This window comes from Hymenobacter coccineus (assembly GCF_001816125.1).
Lineage (GTDB): Bacteria > Bacteroidota > Bacteroidia > Cytophagales > Hymenobacteraceae > Hymenobacter > Hymenobacter coccineus.
Map to the genome: position 1 here is coordinate 1 of NZ_MDZA01000425.1, position 25356 is coordinate 25356.

The 25356-nt window shown below is 63.8% G+C and carries 21 protein-coding genes and 1 pseudogene; 9 read left to right on the plus strand and 13 right to left on the minus strand.

What is annotated here, in order from left to right:
- The 11 genes and pseudogenes from BEN49_RS20840 to BEN49_RS20890 all read right to left on the minus strand — a co-directional run.
- Positions 1 to 2293: cellulase family glycosylhydrolase (locus BEN49_RS20840; protein ID WP_070746351.1), on the minus strand; the 2293-nt coding region annotated here is incomplete at its 3' end.
- 208 nt (positions 2294 to 2501) lie between these two features.
- Positions 2502 to 3844: pseudogene (gene accC / locus BEN49_RS20845) on the minus strand (acetyl-CoA carboxylase biotin carboxylase subunit).
- A 130-nt stretch (positions 3845 to 3974) separates the two neighbouring features.
- Positions 3975 to 4430, minus strand: a complete 456-nt coding sequence (gene accB, locus BEN49_RS20850) for an acetyl-CoA carboxylase biotin carboxyl carrier protein (protein WP_070746352.1) — start codon at positions 4428 to 4430, stop codon at positions 3975 to 3977.
- A 28-nt stretch (positions 4431 to 4458) separates the two neighbouring features.
- Positions 4459 to 5022 (minus strand): elongation factor P, encoded by a 564-nt coding sequence (efp, locus tag BEN49_RS20855; RefSeq protein ID WP_070746353.1) that lies wholly within the window; start codon positions 5020 to 5022, stop codon positions 4459 to 4461.
- 100 nt (positions 5023 to 5122) lie between these two features.
- On the minus strand, positions 5123 to 6127 hold the full coding sequence (locus BEN49_RS20860) for a beta-ketoacyl-ACP synthase III (protein WP_070746354.1): 1005 nt from the start codon (positions 6125 to 6127) through the stop codon (positions 5123 to 5125).
- A gap of 136 nt (positions 6128 to 6263) precedes the next feature.
- On the minus strand, positions 6264 to 7205 hold the full coding sequence (gene plsX / locus BEN49_RS20865) for a phosphate acyltransferase PlsX (RefSeq protein ID WP_070746355.1): 942 nt from the start codon (positions 7203 to 7205) through the stop codon (positions 6264 to 6266).
- Between the two features lie 178 nt (positions 7206 to 7383).
- The gene (gene rpmF, locus BEN49_RS20870) at positions 7384 to 7548 is read right to left on the minus strand and encodes a 50S ribosomal protein L32 (protein ID WP_317040488.1); all 165 of its coding nucleotides are present in this window, start codon (positions 7546 to 7548) and stop codon (positions 7384 to 7386) included.
- 137 nt (positions 7549 to 7685) lie between these two features.
- Positions 7686 to 8219, minus strand: a complete 534-nt coding sequence (locus BEN49_RS20875; RefSeq protein ID WP_070746356.1) for a YceD family protein — start codon at positions 8217 to 8219, stop codon at positions 7686 to 7688.
- 96 nt (positions 8220 to 8315) lie between these two features.
- Positions 8316 to 9350, minus strand: coding sequence for a 4-hydroxythreonine-4-phosphate dehydrogenase PdxA (gene pdxA / locus BEN49_RS20880; protein WP_070746357.1), 1035 nt, complete (start codon positions 9348 to 9350; stop codon positions 8316 to 8318).
- A 121-nt stretch (positions 9351 to 9471) separates the two neighbouring features.
- Positions 9472 to 10941, minus strand: a complete 1470-nt coding sequence (locus BEN49_RS20885) for a leucyl aminopeptidase family protein (protein ID WP_070746358.1) — start codon at positions 10939 to 10941, stop codon at positions 9472 to 9474.
- 93 nt (positions 10942 to 11034) lie between these two features.
- Positions 11035 to 13857: a bifunctional transaldolase/phosoglucose isomerase gene (locus tag BEN49_RS20890; protein ID WP_070746359.1), complete on the minus strand. Its 2823-nt coding sequence runs from the start codon at positions 13855 to 13857 to the stop codon at positions 11035 to 11037.
- 168 nt (positions 13858 to 14025) lie between these two features.
- Here BEN49_RS20890 and BEN49_RS20895 point away from each other — a divergent pair, with 168 nt between their 5' ends.
- Together BEN49_RS20895 and BEN49_RS20900 are read left to right on the plus strand one after the other, a co-directional pair.
- Positions 14026 to 14763: a 3'-5' exonuclease gene (locus tag BEN49_RS20895; RefSeq protein WP_070746360.1), complete on the plus strand. Its 738-nt coding sequence runs from the start codon at positions 14026 to 14028 to the stop codon at positions 14761 to 14763.
- Positions 14756 to 16657 (plus strand): DUF294 nucleotidyltransferase-like domain-containing protein, encoded by a 1902-nt coding sequence (locus BEN49_RS20900; RefSeq protein ID WP_070746361.1) that lies wholly within the window; start codon positions 14756 to 14758, stop codon positions 16655 to 16657. The genes BEN49_RS20895 and BEN49_RS20900 overlap by 8 nt, the downstream gene beginning before the upstream one ends.
- A gap of 135 nt (positions 16658 to 16792) precedes the next feature.
- On the opposite strand, the gene BEN49_RS20905 is transcribed toward BEN49_RS20900, so the two are convergent.
- Complete coding sequence (locus tag BEN49_RS20905; RefSeq protein WP_070746362.1) at positions 16793 to 17854, minus strand: LacI family DNA-binding transcriptional regulator; 1062 nt, start codon at positions 17852 to 17854, stop codon at positions 16793 to 16795.
- Positions 17855 to 18040: 186 nt separating this feature from the next.
- On the opposite strand from BEN49_RS20905, the gene rsmA reads away from it, so the two are divergent.
- The 7 genes from rsmA (at position 18041) to BEN49_RS20935 (ending at position 24593) form a co-directional block, all read left to right on the plus strand.
- Positions 18041 to 18826, plus strand: coding sequence for a 16S rRNA (adenine(1518)-N(6)/adenine(1519)-N(6))-dimethyltransferase RsmA (rsmA, locus tag BEN49_RS20910; protein ID WP_070746363.1), 786 nt, complete (start codon positions 18041 to 18043; stop codon positions 18824 to 18826).
- 381 nt (positions 18827 to 19207) lie between these two features.
- A complete protein-coding gene (locus tag BEN49_RS20915; RefSeq protein ID WP_070746364.1) occupies positions 19208 to 20170 on the plus strand; it encodes an NAD(P)-dependent oxidoreductase in 963 nt (320 codons plus the stop codon).
- Between the two features lie 108 nt (positions 20171 to 20278).
- A complete protein-coding gene (greA, locus tag BEN49_RS20920) occupies positions 20279 to 20752 on the plus strand; it encodes a transcription elongation factor GreA (RefSeq protein WP_068232258.1) in 474 nt (157 codons plus the stop codon).
- 186 nt (positions 20753 to 20938) lie between these two features.
- On the plus strand, positions 20939 to 21778 hold the full coding sequence (locus BEN49_RS30675) for a nuclease A inhibitor family protein (RefSeq protein WP_070746365.1): 840 nt from the start codon (positions 20939 to 20941) through the stop codon (positions 21776 to 21778).
- 70 nt (positions 21779 to 21848) lie between these two features.
- Positions 21849 to 22784, plus strand: a complete 936-nt coding sequence (locus tag BEN49_RS29820; protein WP_239692038.1) for a PA domain-containing protein — start codon at positions 21849 to 21851, stop codon at positions 22782 to 22784.
- Positions 22685 to 23491: a M28 family peptidase gene (locus BEN49_RS29825; protein WP_239692039.1), complete on the plus strand. Its 807-nt coding sequence runs from the start codon at positions 22685 to 22687 to the stop codon at positions 23489 to 23491. Before BEN49_RS29820 ends, BEN49_RS29825 begins: the two co-directional genes overlap by 100 nt.
- Before the next feature lie 259 nt (positions 23492 to 23750).
- Positions 23751 to 24593: an alpha/beta hydrolase gene (locus BEN49_RS20935; protein ID WP_070746366.1), complete on the plus strand. Its 843-nt coding sequence runs from the start codon at positions 23751 to 23753 to the stop codon at positions 24591 to 24593.
- On the opposite strand, the gene BEN49_RS20940 is transcribed toward BEN49_RS20935, so the two are convergent.
- The coding region (locus BEN49_RS20940) for a DNA/RNA non-specific endonuclease (protein ID WP_070746367.1) at positions 24590 to 25356 on the minus strand (767 nt) is incomplete at its 5' end. The genes BEN49_RS20935 and BEN49_RS20940 overlap by 4 nt on opposite strands.

A 25356-nucleotide genomic window follows, 5' to 3' on the forward strand; every position in this document is an offset into this window, starting at 1 on the left:
CCCGCGCGGCCCGCACCCGCACCACCACCGTGCGGAAGCCCGCCAGCTCGGCGGCCGGGCGGCTGGCCAGCCGCTCGCCGAGGTAGGCGCGCAGGGCGACAACCGGGGCCCCAGCGGCCGGCGCGAGGTTTTTGGCCGATACGGGACCCTGCACCAGGCGCAGCGCCAGGGCCCCGGTGGGCGTAGTCACGTAGTCGGTCCAGGCGTTTTCGCCCACGCCGTGGGCCTCCGTCAGGTCCTTGTCCGCCCCGGCGTTGTAGAGCGGTAATGGGGCCCCGGCGGCCACCACGGGCACCTCCCAGTGCTCGGGGTGGGCGTAGTCCCAGTCGCTGGGCTGGCCCGCGAAGGCCCCCGGAAACGTCAGGTTTTGCCCGGCGTGGCGCAGCACCAGCCAGTACCGCAGCAGGCCGGGGTACACCAGCGCGGCGGGCACGGTAGCGGCGTAGGTGGCGTAGGCGGTAGCGGCCATTGGCAGCGTTTCGGTGCGGCCGTAGTAGTGCTGGGCCACGAGCAGCACGGTATCCTGGGGCCCCGCGCCGGTGATGGTGGCTTCGAGGCGCAGCGGTTGGCCGGCCCCGGCCTGGGCCGGGGGCGTGTGCCGCACCTGGGGCCCCAACTCGGTAGGCGCGGGGGCGGCGTACTCGCCCAGCTGGCCAGCGCCAAACGGCGTTTGGGCCCCATAGGCGGCAGTATTTTGCCCCGCGGCGGCCACCAGGTATACGCCGGGGCGCACGGTGGCGCGTCCCCCGGTGGCCATGGCCCGGACCGCGTTGCCTTCGTTTAGGCCGCGCAGCGTGTAATCGTCGCCCAGGCCGGGCAGGGCGAGCCGCAAGGGCTGGTCGTTCCACAAAATCTGCGTGACGGGCTGCGCCAGCGAGGTTTTGGCAAACGGGTCGCGAATGGGCACCGCGTCGGGCAGTACCTCCAGCCGCCACACGCCCGGGGCCAGCCGGTCGAGGAAGTAGGCCCCCGTGCCCCCGTAGCGCACCACCGCCGATGCGCCCGTGCCCGCCACGTGCCGCAGCTGGGCCGGGGCCACCGGCCGCGTGCCCGTGCTGCTGGTGTAGTAAAAGGCCGCGGGCGTGTTCATTTCGCTCAGCTGCTCGCGGTAGCTCACCCGAAACGCCCCAAACGTTGAGTCGGCCGGGTAGCTCGGGAAAGCTTGCCCGCGCTGCACGCGCCGAAAGGCTTCGCCGGCAATGAGCAGGCTGATGGCCTTGGCCGGCGTGTAGGCCAGGTTCAGGTAGTGGGTCTGGTACTCGGTGTTGGCGTAGGCCAGGGCCAGCGGGTCGTAGGCAAACATGGTGGCCCACTGCAAGCCCGCCGTACGGAAGCTGCGGGCCATGAACGGGTACATCACCGGCTGCACCACGTCGGCCGACTCGAACTCATACGCCATCTTGGCCTTGCTTTTAAAGCGGGTATCGCCGGCGTACGGAATCGGGTAACGGTCCACGTAGGGCAGGAAGTTGCCGCGCAGTGTGTGCCCGCCTACCAGCCCCTCGGGGTACCACTGAAACGTGAGCCCGTCCACCTTGGCGTTCAGAATGGCGTTGTGCACCTGCGGGCTTTCGGCGATGTTGTAGAACACCGGCTTGCGGCAGCCCGTGGCCCGGATGGCCCCAGCCATGCGGTTGGCAAAGGCCGTCACGGGGCCCTCGGGCTGGTGGTAGTGCGGCTCGTTGCACACTTCAAAGGCAATAATGCCCGGGTCCTGCCGAATCAGCTGCTTGGTGTAGGGGTTGCGGTGGTTGAGAAACTGCGTGAGGTAGCGCGCCTGCGCCGCCACGGCCCGCGGGTTGGTGTAGGCTTCGCCCTTGCCGTAAATGCTCGAAAAGCCCGTGCCGGTGTCCTTTTCTGGGTAGCCGTTGTTCCAATAAGCAATCGGGGTGAGGATGATTTTGATGCCGCGCCGCTCCAGCTGGTCCACCAGGTAGTCGAGGAGGCGCAGGTGGTCGTTTTCCTTCAGGTTGCCCAGCGTGTCGCTGATTTCCACGTCCCACACGTGGATGCGAAAGGCGTCCACGCCCAGCCGCGCCAGGTGGTACACGTCCTGCCGGATGGCCTGCTCGCGGTCCACGCCCAGCTTGCCCAGGGCCCTGTACGAGTAGGCAAAGGGCGCGGTGTAGTTCACCCCAAACAGGGCCACTTCCTGCTTGCCCTTCGCCCAGCGCAGCACCCCGGCCCGGTCCACAAACACGTCGCCGGTGTGCGCGCCCTGGCCCGCGGCCGGTTGTAAAAGCGCCGTCCCCAGCAGGGCAGCGGTCAGTAAAGCAGCAATTCTCGAAAACATAAATGCGCAGCGTAGCACGGCAATCCGACGCTTTTGGTGGGGCCCTACTTGGTGATTTTAACGCAAGTTACCCAAGGTGCCCATTTTGGTGCAAACGTTTGCATTAGATTAGGGCCCCGGGCTGCTGAAAATCAGCAATATGCGTCACAAAAAAAAGCGTGCCCGGTAACACCGGGCACGCTTTTTTGCAACTGAAACGACAGCGTGCTTACACCTGCGAAAAGTCAAACGTCTCCAAGAAGCCCGTTGTAAAACGGCCTTCTTTGAACTGCTCGTTGTCCATCAGGGCAAGGTGGAAGGGGATGGTCGTTTTCACGCCTTCCACCACGAACTCGCTCAGGGCCCGCTTCATCTTCACAATACATTCCTCGCGGGTTTGGGCTACGGTGATGAGCTTGGCAATCATCGAGTCGTAGTTCGGTGGAATCTGGTAGCCCGCGTACACGTGCGTGTCCACGCGCACGCCGTGGCCGCCGGGGATGTGCAGCGTGGTGATGCGCCCCGGGGCGGCCGGAAGTTGTTGCGCGGGTCCTCGGCGTTGATGCGGCACTCCATGGCGTGCATCTTGGGGTAGTAGTTTTTGCCCGAAATCGGGATGCCCGCTGCCACCTTAATTTGCTCCTTAATCAAGTCGTAGTTGATGATTTCCTCGGTCACGGGGTGCTCCACCTGGATGCGGGTGTTCATCTCCATGAAGTAGAAATCCCGGTTCTTATCCACCAGAAACTCAATGGTGCCCACGCCCTCGTAGCCAATGGCCGCGGCCCCGGCGACGGCTGCCGCGCCCATCCGCTCGCGCAGCTCGGCCGTCATAAACGGCGAAGGCGCTTCCTCCACCAGCTTCTGGTGGCGGCGCTGAATGGAGCAGTCGCGCTCCGAAAGGTGGCACACGTGGCCAAACTGGTCGCCCACGAGCTGCACCTCGATGTGGTGCGGCTCCACCACGTACTTTTCCAGGTACATGCCGTCGTTGCCAAATGCGGCTTTCGACTCGGTGCGCGCATCGTTCCAGGCTTTCTGGAACTCGTCGTCGCCGTGGATGATGCGCATGCCGCGCCCGCCGCCGCCGGCCGTGGCCTTGATGATGACGGGGTACTTTATTTTGGCCGCAATTTTCTTGCCCTGCTCCACCGAGTCGAGCAGGCCCACCGAACCCGGAATGCATGGCACGCCGGCCTTGATCATCGTGGCCTTGGCGGTGGCCTTGTCGCCCATCTGGTTGATCATCTCGGGCGAGGCCCCGATGAACTTGATGCCATTTTCCTGGCAGATGCGCGAAAACTCCGCGTTCTCGCTCAGGAAGCCGTAGCCCGGGTGGATAGCATCGGCGTTGGTGATTTCCGCCGCCGCAATCAGGTTAGGCATGCTCAAATAGGAAAGCGCCGAAGCTGGGGGCCCAATGCACACCGCCTCGTCGGCAAACTTCACGTGCAGGCTTTCCTTGTCGGCGGTCGAGTACACGGCCACCGTTTTGATGCCCATTTCCTTGCAGGTGCGAATGATGCGCAAGGCAATTTCGCCCCGGTTGGCGATGAGGATTTTCTTAAACATGGGGTGGGGATGAATAGAAGTTCAGTAGGGGCGGGCTTACCCCCGCCCGTCGTTGCACGATGCCCCGTGGCGGCGCGAACGACGGGCGGGGACAAGCCCCGCCCCTACACGATGCTAAGCCAGCGGTTGGCTATTCAATTAAAAACAGCGGCTGGTCGTATTCCACCGGGGTGGCGTTTTCCACCAGGGCCTTCACAATGCGGCCGCTCTGCTCAGCCTCAATCTCGTTGAACAGCTTCATGGCCTCGATGATGCAAATCACCTGGCCCTTTTCCACCATGTCGCCCACCTGCACGAAAGCGGCCGTTTCGGGCCCGCTGCTGCGGTAGAAGGTGCCAATCATCGGGGCCTTCAGGGCAGTTTGAGCGGCGGCGGGAGCCGCGGCAGGAGCGGCGGGGGCCCCAACAGCGGCGGCCGGGGCGGCAGCCGCTGCCGGAGCTGCGGCGGGCGCGGCTACGCTCACTACTTGCTTGGTGCTGGGGTCGCGCTGCACCGAAATCTTGAATTCATCGGTCTCGATGTTCACCTTGTTCAGGCCTGACTTGGCGATGAAATCGAGCAGTTCCTGTAGTTCTTTGGCTTTCATAGGGGCGTCCTTTTTGGGCGATGGGCCTTTACTTGACTCTTTCGACATAGGTGTAGGTGCGGGTGTCGACCCGAATTTTGGTATCCTGATCGATAAAGAGCGGCACCTGCACCCGGGCCCCTGTTTCCATAATGGCGGGCTTGAGCGTGTTGGTGGCCGTGTCGCCGCGCAGGCCGGGCTCGGTATAGGTCACCATCAGCTCCACCGTGGTGGGCAGCTCAGCGGTGAGGGGCATCTCGGTTTCGGCGTGCATGAGGATGGTCACGGACTGGCCTTCCTTCATCAGGTCGGCGAAGGGCAGCATGGCCTCGGGCAGCACAATCTGCTCAAACGTGTCATTGTCCATGAACGTGTAGCCGTAGTCGTCCTTGAACAGGTACTGGTGCGGGCGCTGCTCCACACGGGCGGTTTCCACCTTCACGCCAGCGTTGAAGGTGTTGTCAATCACGCGGCCGGTTTTGATGTTGCGCATTTTGGTGCGCACAAACGCGGGGCCCTTGCCGGGCTTCACGTGCTGGAATTCGGTGATGACGTGCAATTCCCCGTTATAATTGAGCACGAGCCCGTTGCGAAAGTCGGCGGTACTGGCCATAGTTTTTGAGCTATTAGCTGATGGCGGTTGGCTATCAGCTTTTTGTGTAGAAATTGTAAGCAAGTAAAGGGTAAAGCGAGAAGCTAATGACTAGCGGTGGTTAGCTGACCGCCTTGTAGTCATAAGCCCATTTCAGGTACACCGAGCCCCAGGTGAAACCGCCACCAAAGGCGGCCAGGATGAGGTTGTCGCCGCGGTGCAGCTGGCTCTCGTAGTCGGCCAGGCACAGCGGAATGGTGCCGTTGGTGGTGTTGCCGTAGCGCTGGATGTTGAGCATCACCTTTTCGGGGCCCACGCCCATGCGGTGAGCCGTGGCGTCGATGATGCGCTTATTGGCCTGGTGGGGCACCAGCCACGCCACGTCGTCGTTGCCGAGGTGGTTGCGCTCCATCACCTGGCCAGCCACGTCGGCCATGTTGGTCACGGCAAACTTGAACACCGTGGCACCCTCCTGGTAGATGTAGTGCTCTTTGTTGTCCACGGTTTCGTGCGTGGGCGGGCGGCGGCTGCCGCCGGCTTTCTGGTGCAGGTAGGCCTCGCCGCTGCCGTCGGTGCGCAGCACCTGGTCGAGCAGGCCGTAGCCTTCGGTGTTGGGTTCGAGCAGCACCGCCCCGGCCCCGTCGCCGAAGATGATGCAGTTGGCGCGGTCGGTGTAGTCCACGATGGACGACATCTTATCGGCGCCCACCACAATCACCTTCTTATAGGTGCCCGCCTGGATGAACTGGGCCCCAGTGGCCAGCGCAAACAGAAAGCTCGAGCAGGCCGCGTTCATGTCGTAGCTAAACGCCTTGGTGATGCCCACTTCGTTGGAAATGATGTTGGCCGTGGCCGGAAACAGCATGTCGGGCGTGGTGGTGGCGCAAATCAGTAGCTCGATTTCGTCGGGGTGGGTGCCGGTTTTCTCCAGCAGCTGCCGCACGGCCTTGGTGCCCAGCACCGAAGTGCCCTGGTTCTCACCCTTCAAAATGCGCCGCTCCTTAATGCCCGTGCGCGTGGTAATCCACTCGTCGGTGGTATCCACCATTTTTTCGAGTTCCTGGTTGGTCAATACGTACTCGGGTACGTAGGAACCTATCCCGGTAATGGCAGCGGTAATCTTCATACGGGCAAAAGTAGGGGCGGGACGGGAGAAACGAGGACGGTGGGCCAAGCGGGGGTGCCCGGTGCGGCCCTAACCGGCTTATTACCAAAAAATCCGGCCTGGGCCGGATTTTTTAGCAGGGGGCCGCGGCCCCCGATCAGGACTTAAAAGTAGCTTTAATTTGGTCGACAATGCCGGAGGCAGCCATGTTGTAGCCCTGCACCAGCATGTTGCCAATGGCCATGGGCGTACTACGCCCGTGGCCAATAATGGCGTTGTCATTAATGCCCAGGATGGGCGAGCCCCCAATGGCTTCGTAGTTGAAGCGGTCGAAGAACGGGTCGTGCATGTTTTTTCCGGCCAGGATTTCGTATACCGACTCGGCCATCTTCAGCAAGATGTTGCCCGTAAAGCCGTCGCACACCACTACGTGGGCCTTGTCGTTGAACAGGTCGCGGCCCTCCAGGTTGCCCACGAAGTCGATGTGGGGATTCACTTTCAGCAGCTGGTGGGCCGCCTGGGTGAGGGCCGTGCCCTTGCCTTCTTCCTCGCCCAAGTTCATCAGGCCCACCCGGGGGTAGGCAATGCCCAGCACGTACTGCGCGTAGAGCGAGCCAAGCTCGCCAAACTGCTCCAACATTTCGGGCTTGCACTCAGCGTTGGCGCCCACGTCGAGCAGAATTCCAAACTCGCCGTTGAGCTTGGGAACGAAGTTGGCAATGGCCGGCCGCAGCACGCCCGACACCGCTTTCACCGTGAACATGGCGCCCACGAGCATGGCTCCCGTGCTGCCAGCCGAGCAAAAGGCCTCTACCTCGCCACTGTGCAGCAGGCGGTAGCCCACGGCGATGCTGGAATCCTGCTTTTGCTGAAAGGCTTTAGCCGGGTGCTCGCCCATCTCGATGATTTGCGAGGCAGGTACGAACTCGAAGGCATTCGGCGCGAAGCCGGTGGTGGGCAATAAGGGCCGTACCGCGTCCTCCTGGCCAATTAAAACGATGGTGGCTTTACCAGCAAGCCGTTCGGCGGCCAGCAGCGCCCCCGCGACGGCAGCCTGGGGGGCGAAATCGCCGCCCATGGCGTCCAGGGCAATTTTCATGAACGAGTAATTAGGTCAGCGGATAAGGTTCCCACAAAAAAGCATTCCGAACCGGCCCCCGTCCGGGGAGGGGGGCGGCCCGGAATGCCTCCGGTGCCGCGAAGTAACGACTTCGCGGGCTATTCCTCGTCAGTATCGGGGGCGGCCGCGGCGGCCACTTTGCTGAAGTTCTTGATGGCTACCTTGCCGTGCAGGTACAGGTGCCGTCCACCACGTAGGCCTTGTGGCGCAGGTGCAGCTCGCCGGTGTTCGAGCACAGGGTCACGGCCTTAGGGGTCAATTTGTGGTGGCTGCGGCGTTTGTCGCGGACGGAAGAGGAGGTGCGGCGCTTAGGATGGGCCATGAGTCAGGAAGCGTTGAAAGTGGAGATGTTGAATGAAGGGCACGGCCGACGGAGGCCGTATGGGGAACAAATTGATAACACGCCGGCGCCAGCGGGCGGACTGACCTCCCCGGGCCAGCCTATGAAATCAACGGGGGTCAGTTTAAATTGCGAAGGGCGGCCCAGCGCGGGTCGGCCGGCTCGTCGTCATCGGAGTCGTCCTGGTCGCGGCTGGTCGAAAAAATGTGTTTAGTGGGCGCGTCGGGGTTTTCGTCGGGCTCGTTTTGGAAGCGTGGGTGCAGCCGTTTCATGGGCAGCGCCAGGCCAATGTAGTCGTAGAGGTGCTGGGCGAGGGGCAGCACCTGGGTATCGGGTGTGATTTGCAACACGTTGTCGTCCAGCTCTTTGTTCTCGTCGCCGAAGCGTACGAGTAGCGTTTCTTCAAGGTCCAGCGGCTGATCGTACTCGTCGAGGCTGCGGTCGCAGGCCAAGCCTACCGTGCCCGTGATGTGGAAGTTGAGCGTGAGTAGGCGCTCGGTGCGTGTGGCTTCTACTTCGGCGTGCAGCTGGCCCTGCTCCACGAGCGGGGTTTCGAAGAGGGCGAAGAAATCGGGCCCCAGCTCGTAGTCGAAGCGGACCGTTTTGGGGCCCAGCTTCACCAGATTCAAGTCGTATTGGCTTTCTTTTTTCACGGCGTACGCACTAGCAGGGTGCAAAAGTACGAAAATTCGGTGATTAGGCAAGTATAGAGCTTCATTTAGGGCCCCAGCGCTTGGCCTGCAAGTGGCCTACCGGGCGCTGCGCGGCTCGGCCGCCGCCTGGCGCTGCCGCCAGATGTCGGCGGCCATGAACACGGCGGCCCGGAACGACGACGCATCGGCCCGATACTGGCCGGCAATGCCGTAGGCCGTGCCGTGGTCGGGCGAGGTGCGCACCACCGGCAGCCCGGCGGTGAAGTTGACGCCTCGCTCGAAGGCCAGCAGCTTGAACGGGATGAGGCCCTGGTCGTGGTAAAGCGACAGGGTGGCGTCGAACTGTCGGAACTGTCCATTGCCAAAGTAACCGTCGGCCGGGTAGGGCCCAAACACGAGGTGGCCGTCGTGCAGAAACTGCTTGAGCACGGGCTCCACTACGGCCATTTCCTCGCCGCCGAGCAGGCCGTTTTCGCCGGCGTGGGGGTTAAGGCCCAGCACGGCCACGCGGGGCTTGTCGATGCCAAAATCAACTTTCAACGACTTGAGCAGCAGCTGAATCTTCTTGCGCAGCAGGTCGGGCGTGAGGCGGGCGGGCACGTCGCGCAGAGCCATGTGGCCGGTGGCGGTGGCCACGCGCAGGCCCGACTCGTCGTCGGCCAGCAGCATCAGGCTCTCAGGGGCCCCAAAGTAGGCCGTCAGGAACTCAGTGTGGCCAGGGTAGCGAAATTCGGGGCCCTGGGTATTGTCCTTGCTGATGGGAGCCGTTACGAGGCCGTCGAGTAGGCCGGCTTTAAGGTCGCGGCTAGCGGCGAGCAGGCTCTCGCGGGCCGCCTGGCCGGTGGCAGCCGAAGGCTGGCCGGGGGCGAGGTGAAAATCTTCGTCCCAGCAGGTCACGGCGTTGAGGCGGCCGGGGGCAATGTCGGCGGCGTCGCGCAGCTGCCGGAAGGCCAGCGGCTCGGCGTCTTTAGCTACCGGAAACTCGTCAAACAGGGCTGTGGCCGTGCCGTACACCACCGGGGTGCACAGCTTTAGCACCCGCTCGTCGAGCAGCGTTTTGTAAATGACTTCGGGGCCGATACCGGCGAGGTCGCCTACGGAAAAACCGAGGCGGGGAAGGGAGGTGGGCATAAAATCGTATTAAACGTCATGCTGAGCGCAGCCGAAGTATCTCTACTGCTGAGTAATCCGGTCCTTGGAACGATTGAATTACTTACGCAGTAGGGATGCTTGGCTCGCTCAGCATGACGGTCTACTTGTTCAAGGTATTCAATTGCTTGGTAAGGAACTCATACAGCAGCCGTACGCCGACGCCGGTGCCGCCCTTGCCGCGGTAGTTGTCGGGGGCCGTCAGGAAGGCCGGGCCGGCAATGTCGAGGTGCAGCCAGGGGTAGCCTTCGGCGAAGCGCTCCAGGAACTTGGCGGCCGAGATGTGGCCGGCCTCGCCCTTGCCCAGGTTGCTCAGGTCGGCAATGTCGGACTTGATATGGGCGGCGTACTCATCCCAGAGCGGGAATTCGACCAAGCGCTCGTGCGTGCGGTGGCCTGCGGCGTGCAACTGCTGCATTGTGGGGGCCCCGGCGGTGCCCAGCACGGCGCTGCCCTCGGTGCCGATGGCGCGCACGGCGGCCCCGGTAAGGGTGGCTAGGTCAATGACCAGCTCAGGGTCGTATTTCTTAGCGAAGCTAAGTGCGTCGGCCAATAGCAGGCGGCCTTCGGCGTCGGTGTTTTTCACTTCCACCGTCAGGCCGCTGTGCATCGTGATGACGTCGCCGGGCACGAAGGCCAGGCCCCCGGGGCGGTTGTCGGTGGCGGGCACCAGGCCGATGACGTGCAGCGGCACCTGGTTTTTGGCCAGCGCGTAGAGCGTGCCGGCCACGGCCGCGCCGCCGGCCATGTCGCACTTCATCATGTCCATGCTGTTCGGCGTGGGCTTGAGGCTGAGGCCCCCGGTGTCGAACACCACGCCCTTGCCCACCAGCACGTACGGCTTGGCGTTCTGCGCGTTGGCGGGCTTCCACTCCATAATGCTGAACGTGGGCGGCTCGGGCGAGCCCAGGTTCACGGCCAGCAGGCCGCCCATGCGCAGGGCCTCTATGCGGGCCAGGTCGAGGATGTCGGTGGTGTAGCCGGCCTCGTCGCCAGCGGCGGCCATGCGCTCCGCGAATTGCTCGGCGTTGAGCTTGTTGACGGGCGCGTTCACCAGGTCGCGGGCCAGGGCCACGCCTTGCAGCACGTGGCCCAGCTCGCGCACTTGAGTGTCCGTAGCCGCATCACCCACCAGTGTAATGGTGGTCAAGGCCGGGGCCTTGCGCGATTTCTCGTCGGTCTTGTAGCCTTCAAACTGATACGCCGTCAGGGCCAGGCCTTCGGCTAGCGCCAGGGCCCCGGTGGGCTCGTCGGTCAGGTTTTGGATGAAAACCTCGGTTACTTTCTCCGCCTTCAGCAGGCCGTGGAGTTGGTGGCCGCTGCGGCGCAGGGCTTCCAGCACCTGGTCAGCGGTGGGCTTGTCGGCCAGCGTTACGTAGTAGTGCTGGTGGCTAAAGTGGTTGAGGTGAACGAGTTTCTGGTGGTCAGCCAAGGCGGCTTCGACATAGGCGCGGGCTGCTTCGGGTAAGTCGCCGGCCGCCGCGGCGGGCAGCGCGGTGGTGCCGTGGGGCAGCAAAAAAACCTGGGTGGCCTGGGCCGGTGCCGTGGCCGCGTGAGCAAGTTGGGGAAGCATAAATAAAGGAGAAAGGCAGAATCGGTGGGACCACAAACTTAACAAAAAGGCCCGCCGTGCGGTGCGCGGCGGGCCTTTGTGGGGCGTTGGCGGCTAGGCCTGGGCGTCGAAAGCCGTCTGGATGGCCTGCACGCCTTGCAGCGCGTCGGCGCCGAGGTGCACGTGCAGGGCCCGCCGCTCGTACTTCTGCAGGGCCTCTAAGTCGCCCTGGGCCTGGGCGTTTTCGAGGGTGCCGAAGGTGTAGGAGCGGCCCGGTAGCGGCAGGTCGGGGTTGTGGTCAGCCGTTAGTTGCAAGAACAGGCCGGTGTTGGGGCCCCCTTTGTGGTACTGGCCGGTGGAGTGCAGGAAGCGCGGCCCGTAGCCGAACGTGGTGGCCGTGAGCAGGCGCGCCATCAAGCTGGTGCGCAGCTTGTCGAAGGCCGCGTTCAGCTCCGGAGATTCGGTGAGGTATGCCTGAATCGATACGAAGTCGCCTTCTTTGGCTTGGCCAAAGAAAGCGGCTAGCAGCTGGGCAGCATCGGCGGCCTGGGGCACGCCGTAGTAGTCGAGGCCACCGGCTGATAGGGCTTTTTCCTGCTCCGGTAGGTGGCCTTCGTCGGCCACCACTTTCATTAGGCGGTCGGTGGCCGATTTGCTTTCCTGCACGTTGGGCTGGTCGAAGGGGTTGATGCGCAGCACGGCGCCTACCACCGAAATGGCCATTTCCCAGCGGAAAAACTCCTGGCCCAGGTCCAGCGCGTCAATCAGCGAAATGCTGATGACCGGGTGGCCAGCAGCCTCCAGCGCTTTCAGCTTGGCCTTGTTATCGGCATCTTCCTCGCTCTCGTAGCCCACGTACACGAACACCCGGTCCTGGCCGTACACGTCTGGGGCCCCCACGGGCTCACCGGCCACGGGCAGAATGCCCTTGCCGTGCTTGCCGGTGCTCTCCGCCGTGAGCTGCTCCAACCACAGGCCCAAGTCGCTCAGCGAAGGTGGCGTAACCAGCGTCAGTTTGTCGCGGCCTTGCGTGGCCAGCACACCCAGGGCCGTGCCCAATTCCAGGCCCGGGTTCTGGTCAACGGGGCCGTAAGCACCGCAGGCGCGCATCATGCGGACGGCACGCGCCAGGATTTCGCCCACGTTCAGGCCGTACAAGGCGGCTGGCACCAGGCCGAAGTAGGTGAGAGCCGAGAAGCGGCCGCCCACCGACTCAAAGTTCAGGAACACGTGGCGGTAGCCAAGCGAGTTAGCCGTAGCGATAAATTTCGAGCCCGGGTCGGTGATGGCCACGAAGTTTTCGCCGGCCTTATCGCCCTTGATGGCTTTTACCTTGTCGTAAAAGAAATCGCCGAAGGCCAGCGGCTCGGCCGTGGTGCCCGACTTGCTGGCCACGATGAATAGCGTGTCGGCCAGCGGCAGCGTGTCGGCAAAGTGCTGCACCGTGCCGGGGTCGGTGGTATCCAGGATGGAAATGGGCAGGCCCTTTTCACCTTGCGGGAAAGATTTTTGGAACACGATGGGGGCCATCGAGCTGCCGCCCATGCCCATCACCAGCACGTGCTTGAAGCCGTTACCGATGACGTCGTTCACGAACGTGTCGAGCTTGGGCAGGGCCGTCACCATCGTTTCGGCCACCCGCAGCCAGCCTGTGAAGTCGCGGATGCTCTGCTGGGCCTCTGCGTCGTCGGTCCACAGCGCGGCATCCGTGTCCCAGAATCCTTGGGTGAACTGGGCAGCGTTAAACTCCTGCAGCTTAGCGTCTACTGCGGCCTGGTACTGGCCCAGTTGCATTGTGGCAGGGGCCGTGGTTTCGGCCAGGGCGGCCACGCGCTTCTTGTCCAGCGAGTCCATCAGTTTGCCAAAGGGCTCGTTGAATTTCTTGGCGCCGTCCACTTCCAGCTCGTGGGCCAAGCCTTCCAGGTCGAGGCCCACGGTGGGCAACGCTTTCAGTACATCGGCCACTTGGTCGAGGTTGTCTTCGAGGCGCACGGCGGGCTGGCCTTTCTCGCGGAACAGGTTCAGCGTTTCCAGCGGAATGGTGTTCACGGTGTGGGGCCCAATCAAGCCGTCCACGTACTTCAGGTCGTCGTACTTCGGGTTTTTGTTGCCCGTGCTGGCCCACAGCAGGCGCTGCGACTCGGCACCTTTTGCCTTGAGGGCGTCCCACCGGGCCCCAGCGAAAATCTTTTTGTAGTCCTGGTACGCCTGCTTGGCGCTGGCCACGGCCACCTCGCCCACCAGGGGCTTGGCAATTTCGGCCTGGTCACCACCGGCGGCCACCATTTTCTCCAGCTGCGGATCAATCAGCACGTCGATGCGGCTGAGGAAGAAGCTGGCCACTGAGTCAATGCGCGCAACGGGGTGGCCGGCCTTCAGCCGGTCTTTGAGGCCGCCAATGAAGGCTTCGGCCACGGCCTTGTAACGTTCCACGCTGAAAATCAGCGTCACGTTCACGTTAACGCCTTCCGAAATTAGCTTGCGGATGGCGGGCAGGCCCTCCAGCGTAGCGGGCACTTTGATCATCACGTTGGGCCGGTCCACGGCCTTCCAGAAGCGCAGGCCTTCGGCAATGGTGCCCTCGGTGTCGTTCACCAGCTTGGGCGATACTTCGAGGCTCACGTAGCCGTCGCCGGCGTTGGCCGCATCGTCGTACAGCGGCCGGAACAGGTCGCAGGCGGCCTGCACGTCGGCAATGGCCAGCTCTTCGTAGATGTCGTTGGTCGACTTGCCTTGCAGGGCCAGGGCCTTGATGGCGTTGTCGTAGTCGTCGCTGCCGCCAATGGCTTTTTCAAAAATGGCGGGGTTGGACGTGACGCCGCGCAGCTGGTCGTCGGTGATGAGTTTCTGCAACTCGCCGTTGATGAGGATTTTGCGGCGGATGAAGTCGAGCCAGATGCTTTGGTCGAGGGGGCGGATGGCAACCAGTGGGTTCATATCGGAGGGGAATGAGCAGAGATGCGGGTGCGAAGGTGGGCTTTCTTTGCGAAACCACCGCTTCTTTTACGCAAGAAGCGGCACGTTTGGGGGCCCGGCGGCCAACTTTTGCTCGCCGGGGCCCCTAGCTTTGCGCCGTTCGCCCCTCTTTTTCGCCCGCCCCGCCCGGTGCAAGACTACCTGCTTTTCGTTGATACCGAGACCACTGGCCTGCCCGCCGGCTGGCGGCGGCCCTACGCCGACGAGGCGGCCTGGCCCCACCTGGCCCAGCTGGCCTGGGTGGTGTACACCCGCGCCGGGGCTCTGGTGAAGGCCGAAAACCACTACCTGCGCGTGCCCGCCGGCACCATGCAGCCCACGGCCCAGGCCATTCATGGCCTCAGCACCGAGTTTCTGGCGGCCGAGGGCAAGGCGCTGGGCCCCGTGCTCGGGGCCCTAGCCGCCGACCTGGCGCAGTATCAGCCGCTGGTGGTGGGCCACTTCGTGCAGCTCGATTTCCACATGCTGGGCGTGGGTTTCCTGCGGGCGGGGCTGCCCAACCCGCTGCCGGGGCTGCCCACGTTTTGCACCATGCTGCCCACCGGGCCCCTGGCGCGGGTGCTGGCCCCCCCGCCCGGCCGCGAGCTGCTGCGCCTCAACGAGCTCTACGAATACCTGTTCAACGAGCCCCTGGACCGCCACCACGACGCCCAAACCGACGCCGAGGCCACCGCCGAGTGCTTCTTCGAGCTGCTGCGCACCGGCTACCTCACCGAGGCCAGCCTCACCCAGCAGGTGCCGCTGGCCGAGCCCGTAGCCGCGGGGCCCTTTGAGTGGCTGGGGCCCCAAGGGCGGCGGTGGGCAGCTGGGGCGGCGGGCGCCGCACTACTGATTTTTCTTATCTCGCTATACTATTACTATGGATAACCGCCTCGCTTTTTTGCAAACAGTGCCGCCCTTCAGTGAGCTGCCCACCGAGGTGCTGGCCGGCGTGGCCGACTTGCTCCAGGAAGTGGAATACGCTAAGGAAACCCTGATTTATAAGCAGGACGTGACCAAGCTGCGGGGCGTGGACCTGCTGGTGGCCGGTAGCTACGAAACGTTTTTCTACGACAGCGAGCAGCACAAGCGCCTGGCCGAAGAGTACCGCCCGGGGGCCTGCTACGGCGGCATGTCCATTCTGCTGAACAAGAAGCGCTCCATCCGCACGGTGGTGGCGCGCAAGGGCACGCGGGTGTACTTCTTGCCCCGGCGCGATTTTAGGGCCCTGTGCCTGGCTTACAAGGACTTCTTCCACTACTTCACCACCCGCTACGGCGAGCGGATGCTGAACGAGGAGTATGCCCACTTTATCCGCCCCACGGCCGCCCCGGAGGAAAATTTCATCGCCGCCGACCAGATTTATTCGCGCAAAATCGAAACCCTCGAAACCCGCGACCTGGTGGAGTGCCCCGGCGCCACGCCCATCTTCGAAGCGGCTCAGCGCATGGCCCGCGGCAAGGTGAGCTGCCTGTTTGTGCGCGACCCCGGGGGCCCCATTGTGGGCTACGTGACGGACATTGTGCTGCGCGACGCCGTGGTGGCCAAGTGCCTGGACGCCAAGCGCCCGGTGGCCGACATCCTGGCCATGCCCATCGTGTCCATCGCCAGCGACGCCTTCGTGCACGAGGCCATCTTGCTGATGTTCCAGACCAAAACGCGCTACCTGCTCATCGAGAAGGGGGGCGAGTTTGTGGGGTTCCTGAGCCGCAACAAGCTGCTGAGCGATTTGGCGCAGTCGCCGTTTATGTTCATCCAGGCCGTGAAGCTGGCCCAGTCGCCGCGCGAGCTGCGGCTGCGCTGGCGCAAGGTGCCCGAAATTGTGAACCAGCTGCTGAGCCGCGGCGTGAAGGCCGAGCTGGTGAACCAGGTCATCACGACGGTGGCCGACACCATCGCCCTGAAGGTAATTGAAGGCGTGCTGGCCGAGATGGGGCCCGCGCCGGCCAAGTTCGTGTTCATGGTGCTGGGCAGCGAAGGGCGGCAGGAGCAAACCCTGCTCACCGACCAGGACAACGCCATCGTGTACGAGGACAAGGCCAACGAGCAGCGCGAGCTGGTGCGCGAGTATTTCCTGCGCTTTGCCAGCACCGTATCCGACCGCCTCGACCAGACGGGGCTGAGTTTGTGCACGGGCGGCTTCATCGCCCAAAACCCGCGCTGGACGCACTCGCTCTCGCACTGGAAGCGCAACTACCACGAGTGGATCGACGACTCGAACCCGGAAACGGCCATGCAGTTTTCGACGTTTTTTGACTGCCGGTTTCTGTACGGCGAGCCCGAAATCATGGACGAGCTGCGCGCCTTCATCCGCACCGAGCTGGACCGGCCCTTGGACCGCTTCCTGCATTACATGGCCACCAACGCCTTGCAGTACGAGCCACCGCTCACGTTTTTCCGCAACTTCCGCACCTTCGCCCAGGGCGACCAGCAGGTATTCGACCTCAAGAAAACCATGACGCCCATCGTGGACCTGGTGCGCGTGTACGCCCTGCGCCACCAAGTGTTCCAGACCAACACCGGGGCCCGGCTGGCCCAGCTGCGCGCGCGCGGCGTGTTCACCGAAAAGGAATACCAGGAGCTGCTGCAAGCCTACTACTACCTGATGGGCATGCGCCTGAAAAAGCAGGCCCGCCAGCTCATCGATGACCTGATGCCCGCCACCAACTACCTCGACCCCAAGGAGCTAACCCAGGTTGAGCGCGTGACGCTAAAGGAAATCTTCAAGGTCATCGCCGATTTCCAGGTCAAAATCAAGGTCAGCTTCACGAAGGCGTTGTAAAGAAAGAAGCCGCCGTGGGGCCCCACAGCGGCTTCTTTCTTTATAGAAAAATGTCATGCAGAATAAAACATCGTGCTTCGCTGCGCACTGCACGACGTTCTGAGGACCTGGTGATTTACTTGGGCCCCCGGGGCCCTAAAACTCGCGCGGGACCACGGGCTCTTCCTGGCCGAACAGCGACGACTCGCGCAGCATGAGCTGGGGCTTGAGCACGATGCGCGGGGGCGAGTAGTTGGGGGTGCGCTTGAGGATTTGCAGGAGCAGGTTCACGGCGGTTTCGCCCATCTGCTCGCCGCGCTGGTCCACGGCCGTCAGGCGTGGGTGCGTCATGGTGGTGAAGGGCTCGTTGCTAAAGCAGGCGATGGCGAAGTCCTGCGGCACCCGGATGCCGTGGCTCTCCAGCACTTCCAGGGCCCCCACGGCGGGGAAGGCGTAGGCGGCAAACACAGCGTCGGGCCGCTCGGCCAAGCCCATGAGGTAGTCCATGCCGTCGCGGCCCGATTCCTGGTTCGAGCGCGGCAGCGAGTACACCAGGCGCTCGTCGAAGGGCAGGCCATGGGCCTCCAGGGCGGCTTGGTAGCCCAGCAAACGGTTGCGGCTGGTGTTGAGGTGCTGGGGCCCCGCGAAGTGGGCAATGCGCCGGCAACCCTGCCGGATGAGGTGCGTCACGGCATCATAGGCCCCGAGGTGGTCGTCGAGCACCACGGCCGTGCTGCCGGGCAGGTCGGGCATGCGGTCGAAGAAAATGAGCGGCGTGCCCTGCTGCTGCACCTGGCGGAAGTGGTTGAGGTCGAGGTCGGTGCCTTTTGATACTGATACCAGGATGCCCTCGACCTGCGAGGCCAGCAGCGCTTCCACGTTCTGGCGCTCGCGCCGAATGTCTTCGTTCGACTGGCACATCATCACGTTGAAGCCGGCGCGGCTGGCAATTTTCTCGATGCCGTTCATCACGGCCGGGAAGAAGTAGCCGTTGATGTGCGGCACAATAACGCCCACCGTGTTGCTGCGCCCCTTGCGTAGGGCGGCGGCGAGGCTATTGGGCAGGTAATTCAGCTCCTGGGCCAGCTGGCGCACGCGGGCCTTGGTGGCCTCGCTGATGCTGGGGTGGTCACTGAGGCCGCGCGAGACGGTGGACGTGGACAAGCCCAACTGCGCGGCGAGTTCGGCGATGGATATCCGCTTGTTAGTGTTGGCCAAAGCTCAAAATCAGTTAAAACCGGGGAGTAGGACAGGTCGGGCCGGCGGGGCCCGCGGCTGGGAGGGCCCAGATAAGGGGCCAAGGTAGCGAAGAATGCGGGTTTAGCCGCCCCCGGGGCCCCACGCGGGGCCCCGGGGACTACCTTTGCGGCCCCGCCGCGCCCTTCCGCCGCGCCGGGGCCCCGCATGCACTCCCCCGTCAAACCCAAGAAACACCTCGGCCAGCATTTCCTCGCCGACCCCAACATCGCCCGCCGCATTGTGGGGGCCCTGCGCCGGCCCGACGCCGTGCACGAAGTGCTCGAAATCGGCCCCGGCACGGGCGTGCTCACGCAATTTTTGCTGCAAGACCCGGCATTTACGACCAGCGTAGTGGAAATCGACCCCGAATCGGTGGTGTACCTTAAGGCCACGTACCCGGCCCTGGCGCCGCGCATCTTCGCCACCGATTTCCTGAAGCAAGACGTGGGGGCCCTATTTCCGGGCCAGCCGCTGGCCATCATCGGCAATTTCCCCTATAACATCAGTAGCCAGATTTTCTTCCAGGTGCTGGCGAATCGGCAGCAGGTGCGCGAGGTGGTGGGCATGATTCAAAAAGAAGTGGCTGAGCGCTTAGCCGAGCCGCCCGGCTCGAAAACCTACGGCATCCTGAGCGTGCTGCTACAAGCGTTCTACACCATTGAGTACCTGTTCACGGTGCCGCCCCACGTGTTCATCCCGCCGCCCAAAGTTGAGTCGGCCGTGGTGCGCCTCACCCGCAACGCCACCGAGCACCTGGGCTGCGACGAAAAATTATTTTTCCGCGTCGTGAAGCAAGCCTTTTCCACCCGCCGCAAAACCCTGCGCAACGCCCTCAAGCCCCTGGGCCTCTCGGCCGAAGCCATGGCCGGCGACATTTTCGACAAGCGCGCCGAGCAGTTAGGCGTGGCGGAATTTGTGGGCTTGACGAAGCTGGTGGAGGGCGCGCAATGAAGATGCAAAAGGTAATTGGGCGTTGCTGCCTCTTGCTGCTAATTGGTTGGATGAGTGGTTACTCCGCTCCCGAAAGAACGCCAGTAGCGGGTCGTTACTACACTGCGCCTACAGAAGATGGCGACTCACGACTGTATTTCAACGACCCCAAGCTAGGATCGATAGAGCTTGGCGCTCCCTCAGTAGTTGGTACAGCCAAGGGCTACGTGGCGTCTTTCGAAGGTGGTGAAAACGGTTGCTACCTATTTCCAGCAGGTGTCGCTACAGCAGAAGCTGCTCGCAACGGACGGATTGGCCCCATAACTGACACTGCTTGCAAGCAAAAGGTGTTTCAACTTACCGGCGACTCCTTACAGCTTAGGTCACTTTTTGATTAAGATAATGTCCCACTGCCTGATAATCGATGAAATGCACCCCTCGCTGCTGCCGATGCTGGCCAGCATTGGCGTGGCGGCCGATTACCGGCCCGGGCTGACCGCGGCCGAAGTGCCCGGGGCCCTGGCGGCCAAGCCCTACGATGGGCTGGTGGTGCGCAGCAAATTGCGCGTAACGACCGAGCTGCTGGCCCGGGGGCCCCAGCTGCGCTACGTGGCCCGGGCCGGCGCTGGCGTTGATAACATCGACGAGGCGGCGATGGCGGCGGTGGGCGTGACCTTGCTGAATGCGCCCGAGGGCAACCGCGACGCAGTGGGCGAGTTTGCCACCGGACTGCTGCTGAACTTGTTGCGCCACATCGGGCGGGCCGATGGTCAGGTGCGGCAGGGCATTTGGAAGCGCGAGGCCAACCGCGGCGAGGAAGTGGGGGGCAAGACCATCGGCCTGCTCGGCTACGGGCACATGGGGCGAGCGTTTGCGCGGCGGCTGGGGGCCTTTGGGTGCACCATGCTGGCTTATGACCACGACCCGGCCGTAGCGCCCGACGCTCACGCCGCGCTGGTGCCGCTGGCCGAAATGCAGGCCCGGGCCGACGTGCTCAGCCTGCACATTCCGTATTCGGTGGCCAACCACCACTTCGTAAACCACAACTTTTTGGCCGGTTTCCAGCGGCCGCTGTGGCTGCTGAATACGGCCCGCGGCGAGGTGCTCGACCACGCCGCGCTGGTGGACGGCTTGCAGGACGGGCGCGTGTACGGGGCGGCGCTCGACGTGCTCGAAAATGAGCGCCTGGCTACCCTCTCGGGGCCCCAGGCGGCGCGCTACGAGTTTCTGAAAGGCGCTGATAACGTGCTGCTCACGCCCCACATTGGGGGCTGGACGCACCAGAGCTACCAGCGCATCAACGAGGTGCTGGTGGGCAAACTGGCGGCGTTTTTGGCCGCCGCTGGTGGGGGCGCTGGGGAGTAAAACGGTTTGTTGTATCTTTGCCCCGAACCTAACGCAGGGAGAACGGTTGGCCGCGTGCCAGCCGTTCTCCTTGCTTTTTAGCCAACCTGTAACTCTTCCCGCTACCTCATGGCCACCATCAATTATTATTCCCCCGAAGGCCTGCAAAAACTGAAAGACGAGCTGCAAGACCTGAAAGTGAAAGGCCGCGCCAAGGCCGCCGAAGACCTGCGCGAAGCCCGCGACAAAGGCGACCTGAGCGAGAACGCCGAGTACGACGCCGCCAAGGACGCCCAGGGCCTGCTGGAACTGAAAATATCGAAGCTGGAGGAAGTCGTGGGCAACGCCCGCGAGCTGGACGAAACCAACATGGACCTCAGCAAAGTGCTCATTATGAGCAAAGTGAAGCTGAAAAATACCAAGAACAACGCCGTGCTGAATTACACCCTCGTGGCGGAGGAGGAGGCCAACCTGGCCACCGGCAAAATCTCGGTGAAATCGCCTATCGGCAAGGGCCTGCTGGGCAAATCGGTGGGCGACGTGGCCGAAATCACGGTGCCGGCTGGCAAGCTGCAATTTGAAGTGCTGGAAATCAGCCGGTAGGTTTTTTTGGCTTTTAGCCGCTGGCTACTAGCTGTTGGCTGCAAGCGTCGATAAGACGTTTGCAGCTTTTTTTTGGGCAATCCCTGGGGCCCCAGCTGCCCCTTTTTCAAAAAAAAGTGCGCAGCTTGCATTCCTAATCAACCACGGCACTAACAGCTACTAGCTGATAGCCAATAGCTAAAAAATATGCCTTCCATTTTCTCCCGCATCGTTTCGGGCGAGCTGCCCGCCTACAAAGTGGCCGAGGACGGCCAGCACCTGGCGTTTCTCGACATTACGCCCTTAGTGGAAGGCCACACGCTGGTGGTGCCCAAGCAGGAAATCGACTACATTTTTGATATGACGCCCGACGCGCTGGCGGCCCTGCACGTGTTTGCGCAGCGCGTGGCCAAGGGCGTGGCGGCGGCCGTGCCGTGCAAGCGCATCGGCGTGGCCGTCATCGGCCTGGAGGTGCCCCACGCGCACATCCACCTCATCCCGATGAACAAGGTGGCGGACATGAACTTCGCCAACCCCAAAATAAAGGTGGCCGACGACCGAATGGCTGAGCTGGCCGCCGCCATTGCCGCGAAAGTGGACGGCGGCAGCGGCCTGGCCGAGGCCGAAGCCGCCCGGGCCCCCGCGGCCCCCACTAACGACCCCACGGTGCAGCAGCTGCAGAAAATGTGCACCGGCCTGCGCTTCGTGTCGGAGTCGGACGCGCCGCTGGAGCCCGTGAGCTACGCCGCCCCGGCCGGGGCCCCGGCGCCCGCCGCGCTGTTCCAGCTGCTGGGCGAGCCGGCGGGTACGGTGGTGAAAACCAAGGAGCTGACCGATTTCCTGAGCCAGCACACCGCCGACAACGGCGTGCTGCACGACCCTGCTCAGGCCAATCGCTACAAGGCCCTGCAATTTTTCCTGAAGCAGGAGCTGGACGGCACGCAGGTGTATTTGGTGGGCGAGGAGCCCCAAATCCGGGCCTACGCCCTGGGCCGCGACGCCAACGGCCGCCTGGCCGGCTTCAAAACCGTGCTCACGCAAACCTAGCGCGGTGCCCGAACTGCACCCGAAGTATTCAACGTGCGGCCCCGCCGTGGCCGCGCCATAAATGCCTGATGTGAGAAAATCTCTTTTTCTGCCGCTGGCCGGGGCCCTACTTGCCGCGCCCGCGGCGGCCCAAACCCCGGCCGTACCCGTGCCAGTGGCGGCCGCGCTGCAAAAAATCAGCCCCGCTGATTTTCGGGCCCACGTGCAGTACCTGGCCGACGACCGCCTGCGCGGCCGCCTGCCCGGCACGCCCGGCTACCAGCTGGCCGTGGACTACGTGACGGCCCAGTTCCGGAAAATGGGCGTGCGGCCGGCTGGCGAAAACGGCGGCTTCACCCAGAAAGTGCGGCTGCGGCGCGCCTTCGTCGAGCCGGGCGCTACCTTAAGTTACCAGCCCGCTGGGGGCCCTGCGGTGCCGCTGGCCTACGGCCCCGACGCCATGTTTTACCCCAATCCCGGCCAGGCACAGGTGGCGGCCGAGGCCCCGCTGGTGTTTGCCGGCTACGGCATTTCGGCGCCCGAGCTGGGCTATGACGACTACGCCGGCCTCGACGCTCAGGGGAAAATAGTGGTGCTGACGCGCCAGCCCCTGCGGCAGTTCGGCGACAACGAGCAGCAGTACTTCAACGACTTGCGTACCAAGCTCGAAACCGCCGCCCGCCACGGTGCCGTGGGCGTGCTGCTGGCCAACGACAAAGCCGGGGCCCTGCCGCCGCCGCCGCTCAAAGGCGTAGTGAGCGCGCTGACTCCCGACGGCCAGGTGGCAGTGTCGCACACCTACGCGCCGGGCTCGGTGCAGGTGGTGGGGGCCCTGAGTGCGGCGGCGTTGCAGCAATTATTCGCCGGGGCCCCGCCGATACGGCCCAAACCCTGGGGGCCCTGCGCGCCGGCCGGCCCGCCTCGCAGGTGCTGCCGGGCCGCCTACGCGCCGCCTACCGCAGCCGCTACCAGGACGTGGACGGCTACAACGTGGTGGGTAAAATTGAGGGCTCAGATGCCAAGTTGAAGAACGAGTACGTGGTGCACAGCGCCCACCTCGACCACCTCGGCGTGGGGGCCCCCATCAACGGCGACTCTATTTTCAACGGGGCCCACGACAACGCCACGGGCGTGGCCACGGTGCTGGAAATTGCCCGCGCCTACGGCCGGCTCAAGGTGAAGCCCCGGCGCTCGGTGCTGTTCGTGCTGGTGACGGGCGAGGAAATGGGCCTGCTGGGCTCGGCCTATTTTGCCAAGTTCCCGACGGTACCGCGGGCCGCGCTGGTGGCCGACGTGAACACCGACATGCCCACCATCATCGCGCCGCTGCTGGCCGTGGTGCCACTGGGGGCCGCTCACTCGTCGCTGCTGCAACCGGTGGAAACGGCGGCCGCCTACCTGGGCCTGGCCGTGGAGTCCGACCCCGAGCCGGCGCAGCACCGTTTCATCCGCAGCGACCAGTACAGCTTTGTGGTACAAGGTGTTACGGGGCTCCACCTCAAGTACGGCAACAAGACGGTCGACGGCAAGAACAACCTCAGCGAGCAAGTGCAAAAGTGGCGCGCCGCCACCTACCACAAGCCCCAGGACAACTTCGCCGACGGCACTTTTGATTGGGAAGCGGGCCGCAAATACGCGCAGCTTAATTTCCTAGTCGGCTACCAAGTAGCGCAGGCCACGGCCCGTCCCACCTGGAACAAGGGCGACTTCTTCGGGGCCCGGTTTGGGAAATAAGCGCTGGCTGGTTTGCCAGCAGGCAACCCCTTGGCGGGAGTAAAGTCTATGCAAGAAGCCAGCGCTCATCGCCTTGGCTTTTTACTGGCAGTGGTCTAAAACGGGGCGGTCCGGCGAATTGCCCGAAGGGCTTCTTCGGGCCACGCTTACTAAAAAACAGCGGCTTCGGGCAATCGTAAGAGTGGCCCGACGACTGAAAAAGTCGCCGGACCACCTCGTTTTAGACCAACACCCTTTTACTTAATAGCCCGTCCCGCGCATGGTCCGCTTCCTATTCCTTGGTTTTCTGTTCTTGCAAACCTGGTCGGCCTGGGCCATTAAACCCTTTCCGCAGTGGCTGGCTACACCCGATTCGATGGGCCTGAAGTACCAAAACCTGGCCCTGACCACGCCCGACCACGTGCGGCTGGCGGCGTGGCTGGTGGAGCCCGTGGTGGGGGCCCCCGACCAGCACGCGACGGTGGTCGTGGCGGGCAGCGACTACGGCAACATGTCCTACTTCTTGTTCCACGCCCGGGCCTTGGCGTCGGCCGGCTACCGGGTGTTGCTGTTTGACTACCGGGGCTTTGGCCACAGCGATGCTTTTGCCATCGACCACGACCGGCTGTACTACGACGAGTTTGTCACCGACCTGCGCACGGCTTTCCGGGCGGCGCAGCGCAGGGCCCCGCACCAGCGGGTGGGCATTGCCGGCTTCTCGATGGGCACCTTGCTGGGGGCCGAAGTAGCCGCCAGCACCCGCTGCGATTTCCTGATAACGGACAGCTATTTTGCCAACCCGCAAGCCATCGTGGCCATCCAAGCCACAAAATTCCACCGCACCACGACGCTGCCTGCCGGCGCGCCCCACTACGCCCGCATAGCCCCCAAAATCAACTGCCCCTGGCTGCTCATCGCCGGCACCGAAGACCAACAAACGCCTTTCGCCGACTCGGTGGCTGCGGTGCGGGCGGCCCGGCCCCGGCAGCGCCGCCAGCTGCTGTCTGTGGCATGCGGCCACCTCGGCGCGATAGAAAAACTGACGGAAAGAGAATTTGGCGATGCCTACGTGCGGGCCATCACGCAATTTTTGGCGGGCGAGCTAGCAACCGTGAAGGGCTAATTAGCCCGGCCGCTGTCTACCACTTTTTGCAGCTGGGCCTGGGTGTCGGGGGGCAGGGCGCTCAGTAGGTCGAGGCCCGCGGCGGCTTCGATTTTATCTACCGAGGTGAGGTACTGCTTCCAATCGGGGGCGCTGCTGGCGTCGTTGGGCGTGTCGATGGCCACGACGCGGGCCTGGCCGGCGGCGATGCGGTGGAGGTCGTCGGTGCCTTCGGGCAGCAGCACGATTACCTTCCAGATGCGGGCGGGCACGGTTATGCGGCCCTGGGCGAGGGTTTGGGCGAAGCCGTTTTTGCCGGTGCCGCCGCGGCCGTAGCTGCCCATGATGACGTAGGCTTCGAGGCCGCGCTGCACCTGGGCGCGGGTGTATTCTTCGAGGTGGGCCCAGGTTTGCTGGTTGTTCTGGGGGGACTGGGGCACCATGTTGCTCATCAGGAAAGTGGCCGAATTATCGTCCAAAGTGGCCGTGCGGTCGCCGCTGGGGCAGTTGTGGCCCTTGTCGAAGCCCGAGCCCGAGTAGCTCTGGGGCGTGACCTGAAAGAACTGGCGGGGCAGGGCGGGGTCGGGGCGGAAATCGTTCTGGCGCGGGGCCTGGCCCAAATCGCCCCGGCCCACGTGCCAGCTCGTCCACACCGGAATGCCGCGCGTGGCGTTGTAGCCGCTCGTGAACTGCGGCCGCACCAGCAGGTAGTTGGTGGCGTTGGCCGGGTCGGCGGTGGCGCCGCTGGGGTTGCCGAGCAGCAGGTTGTCGCCGGGGTGGTGGC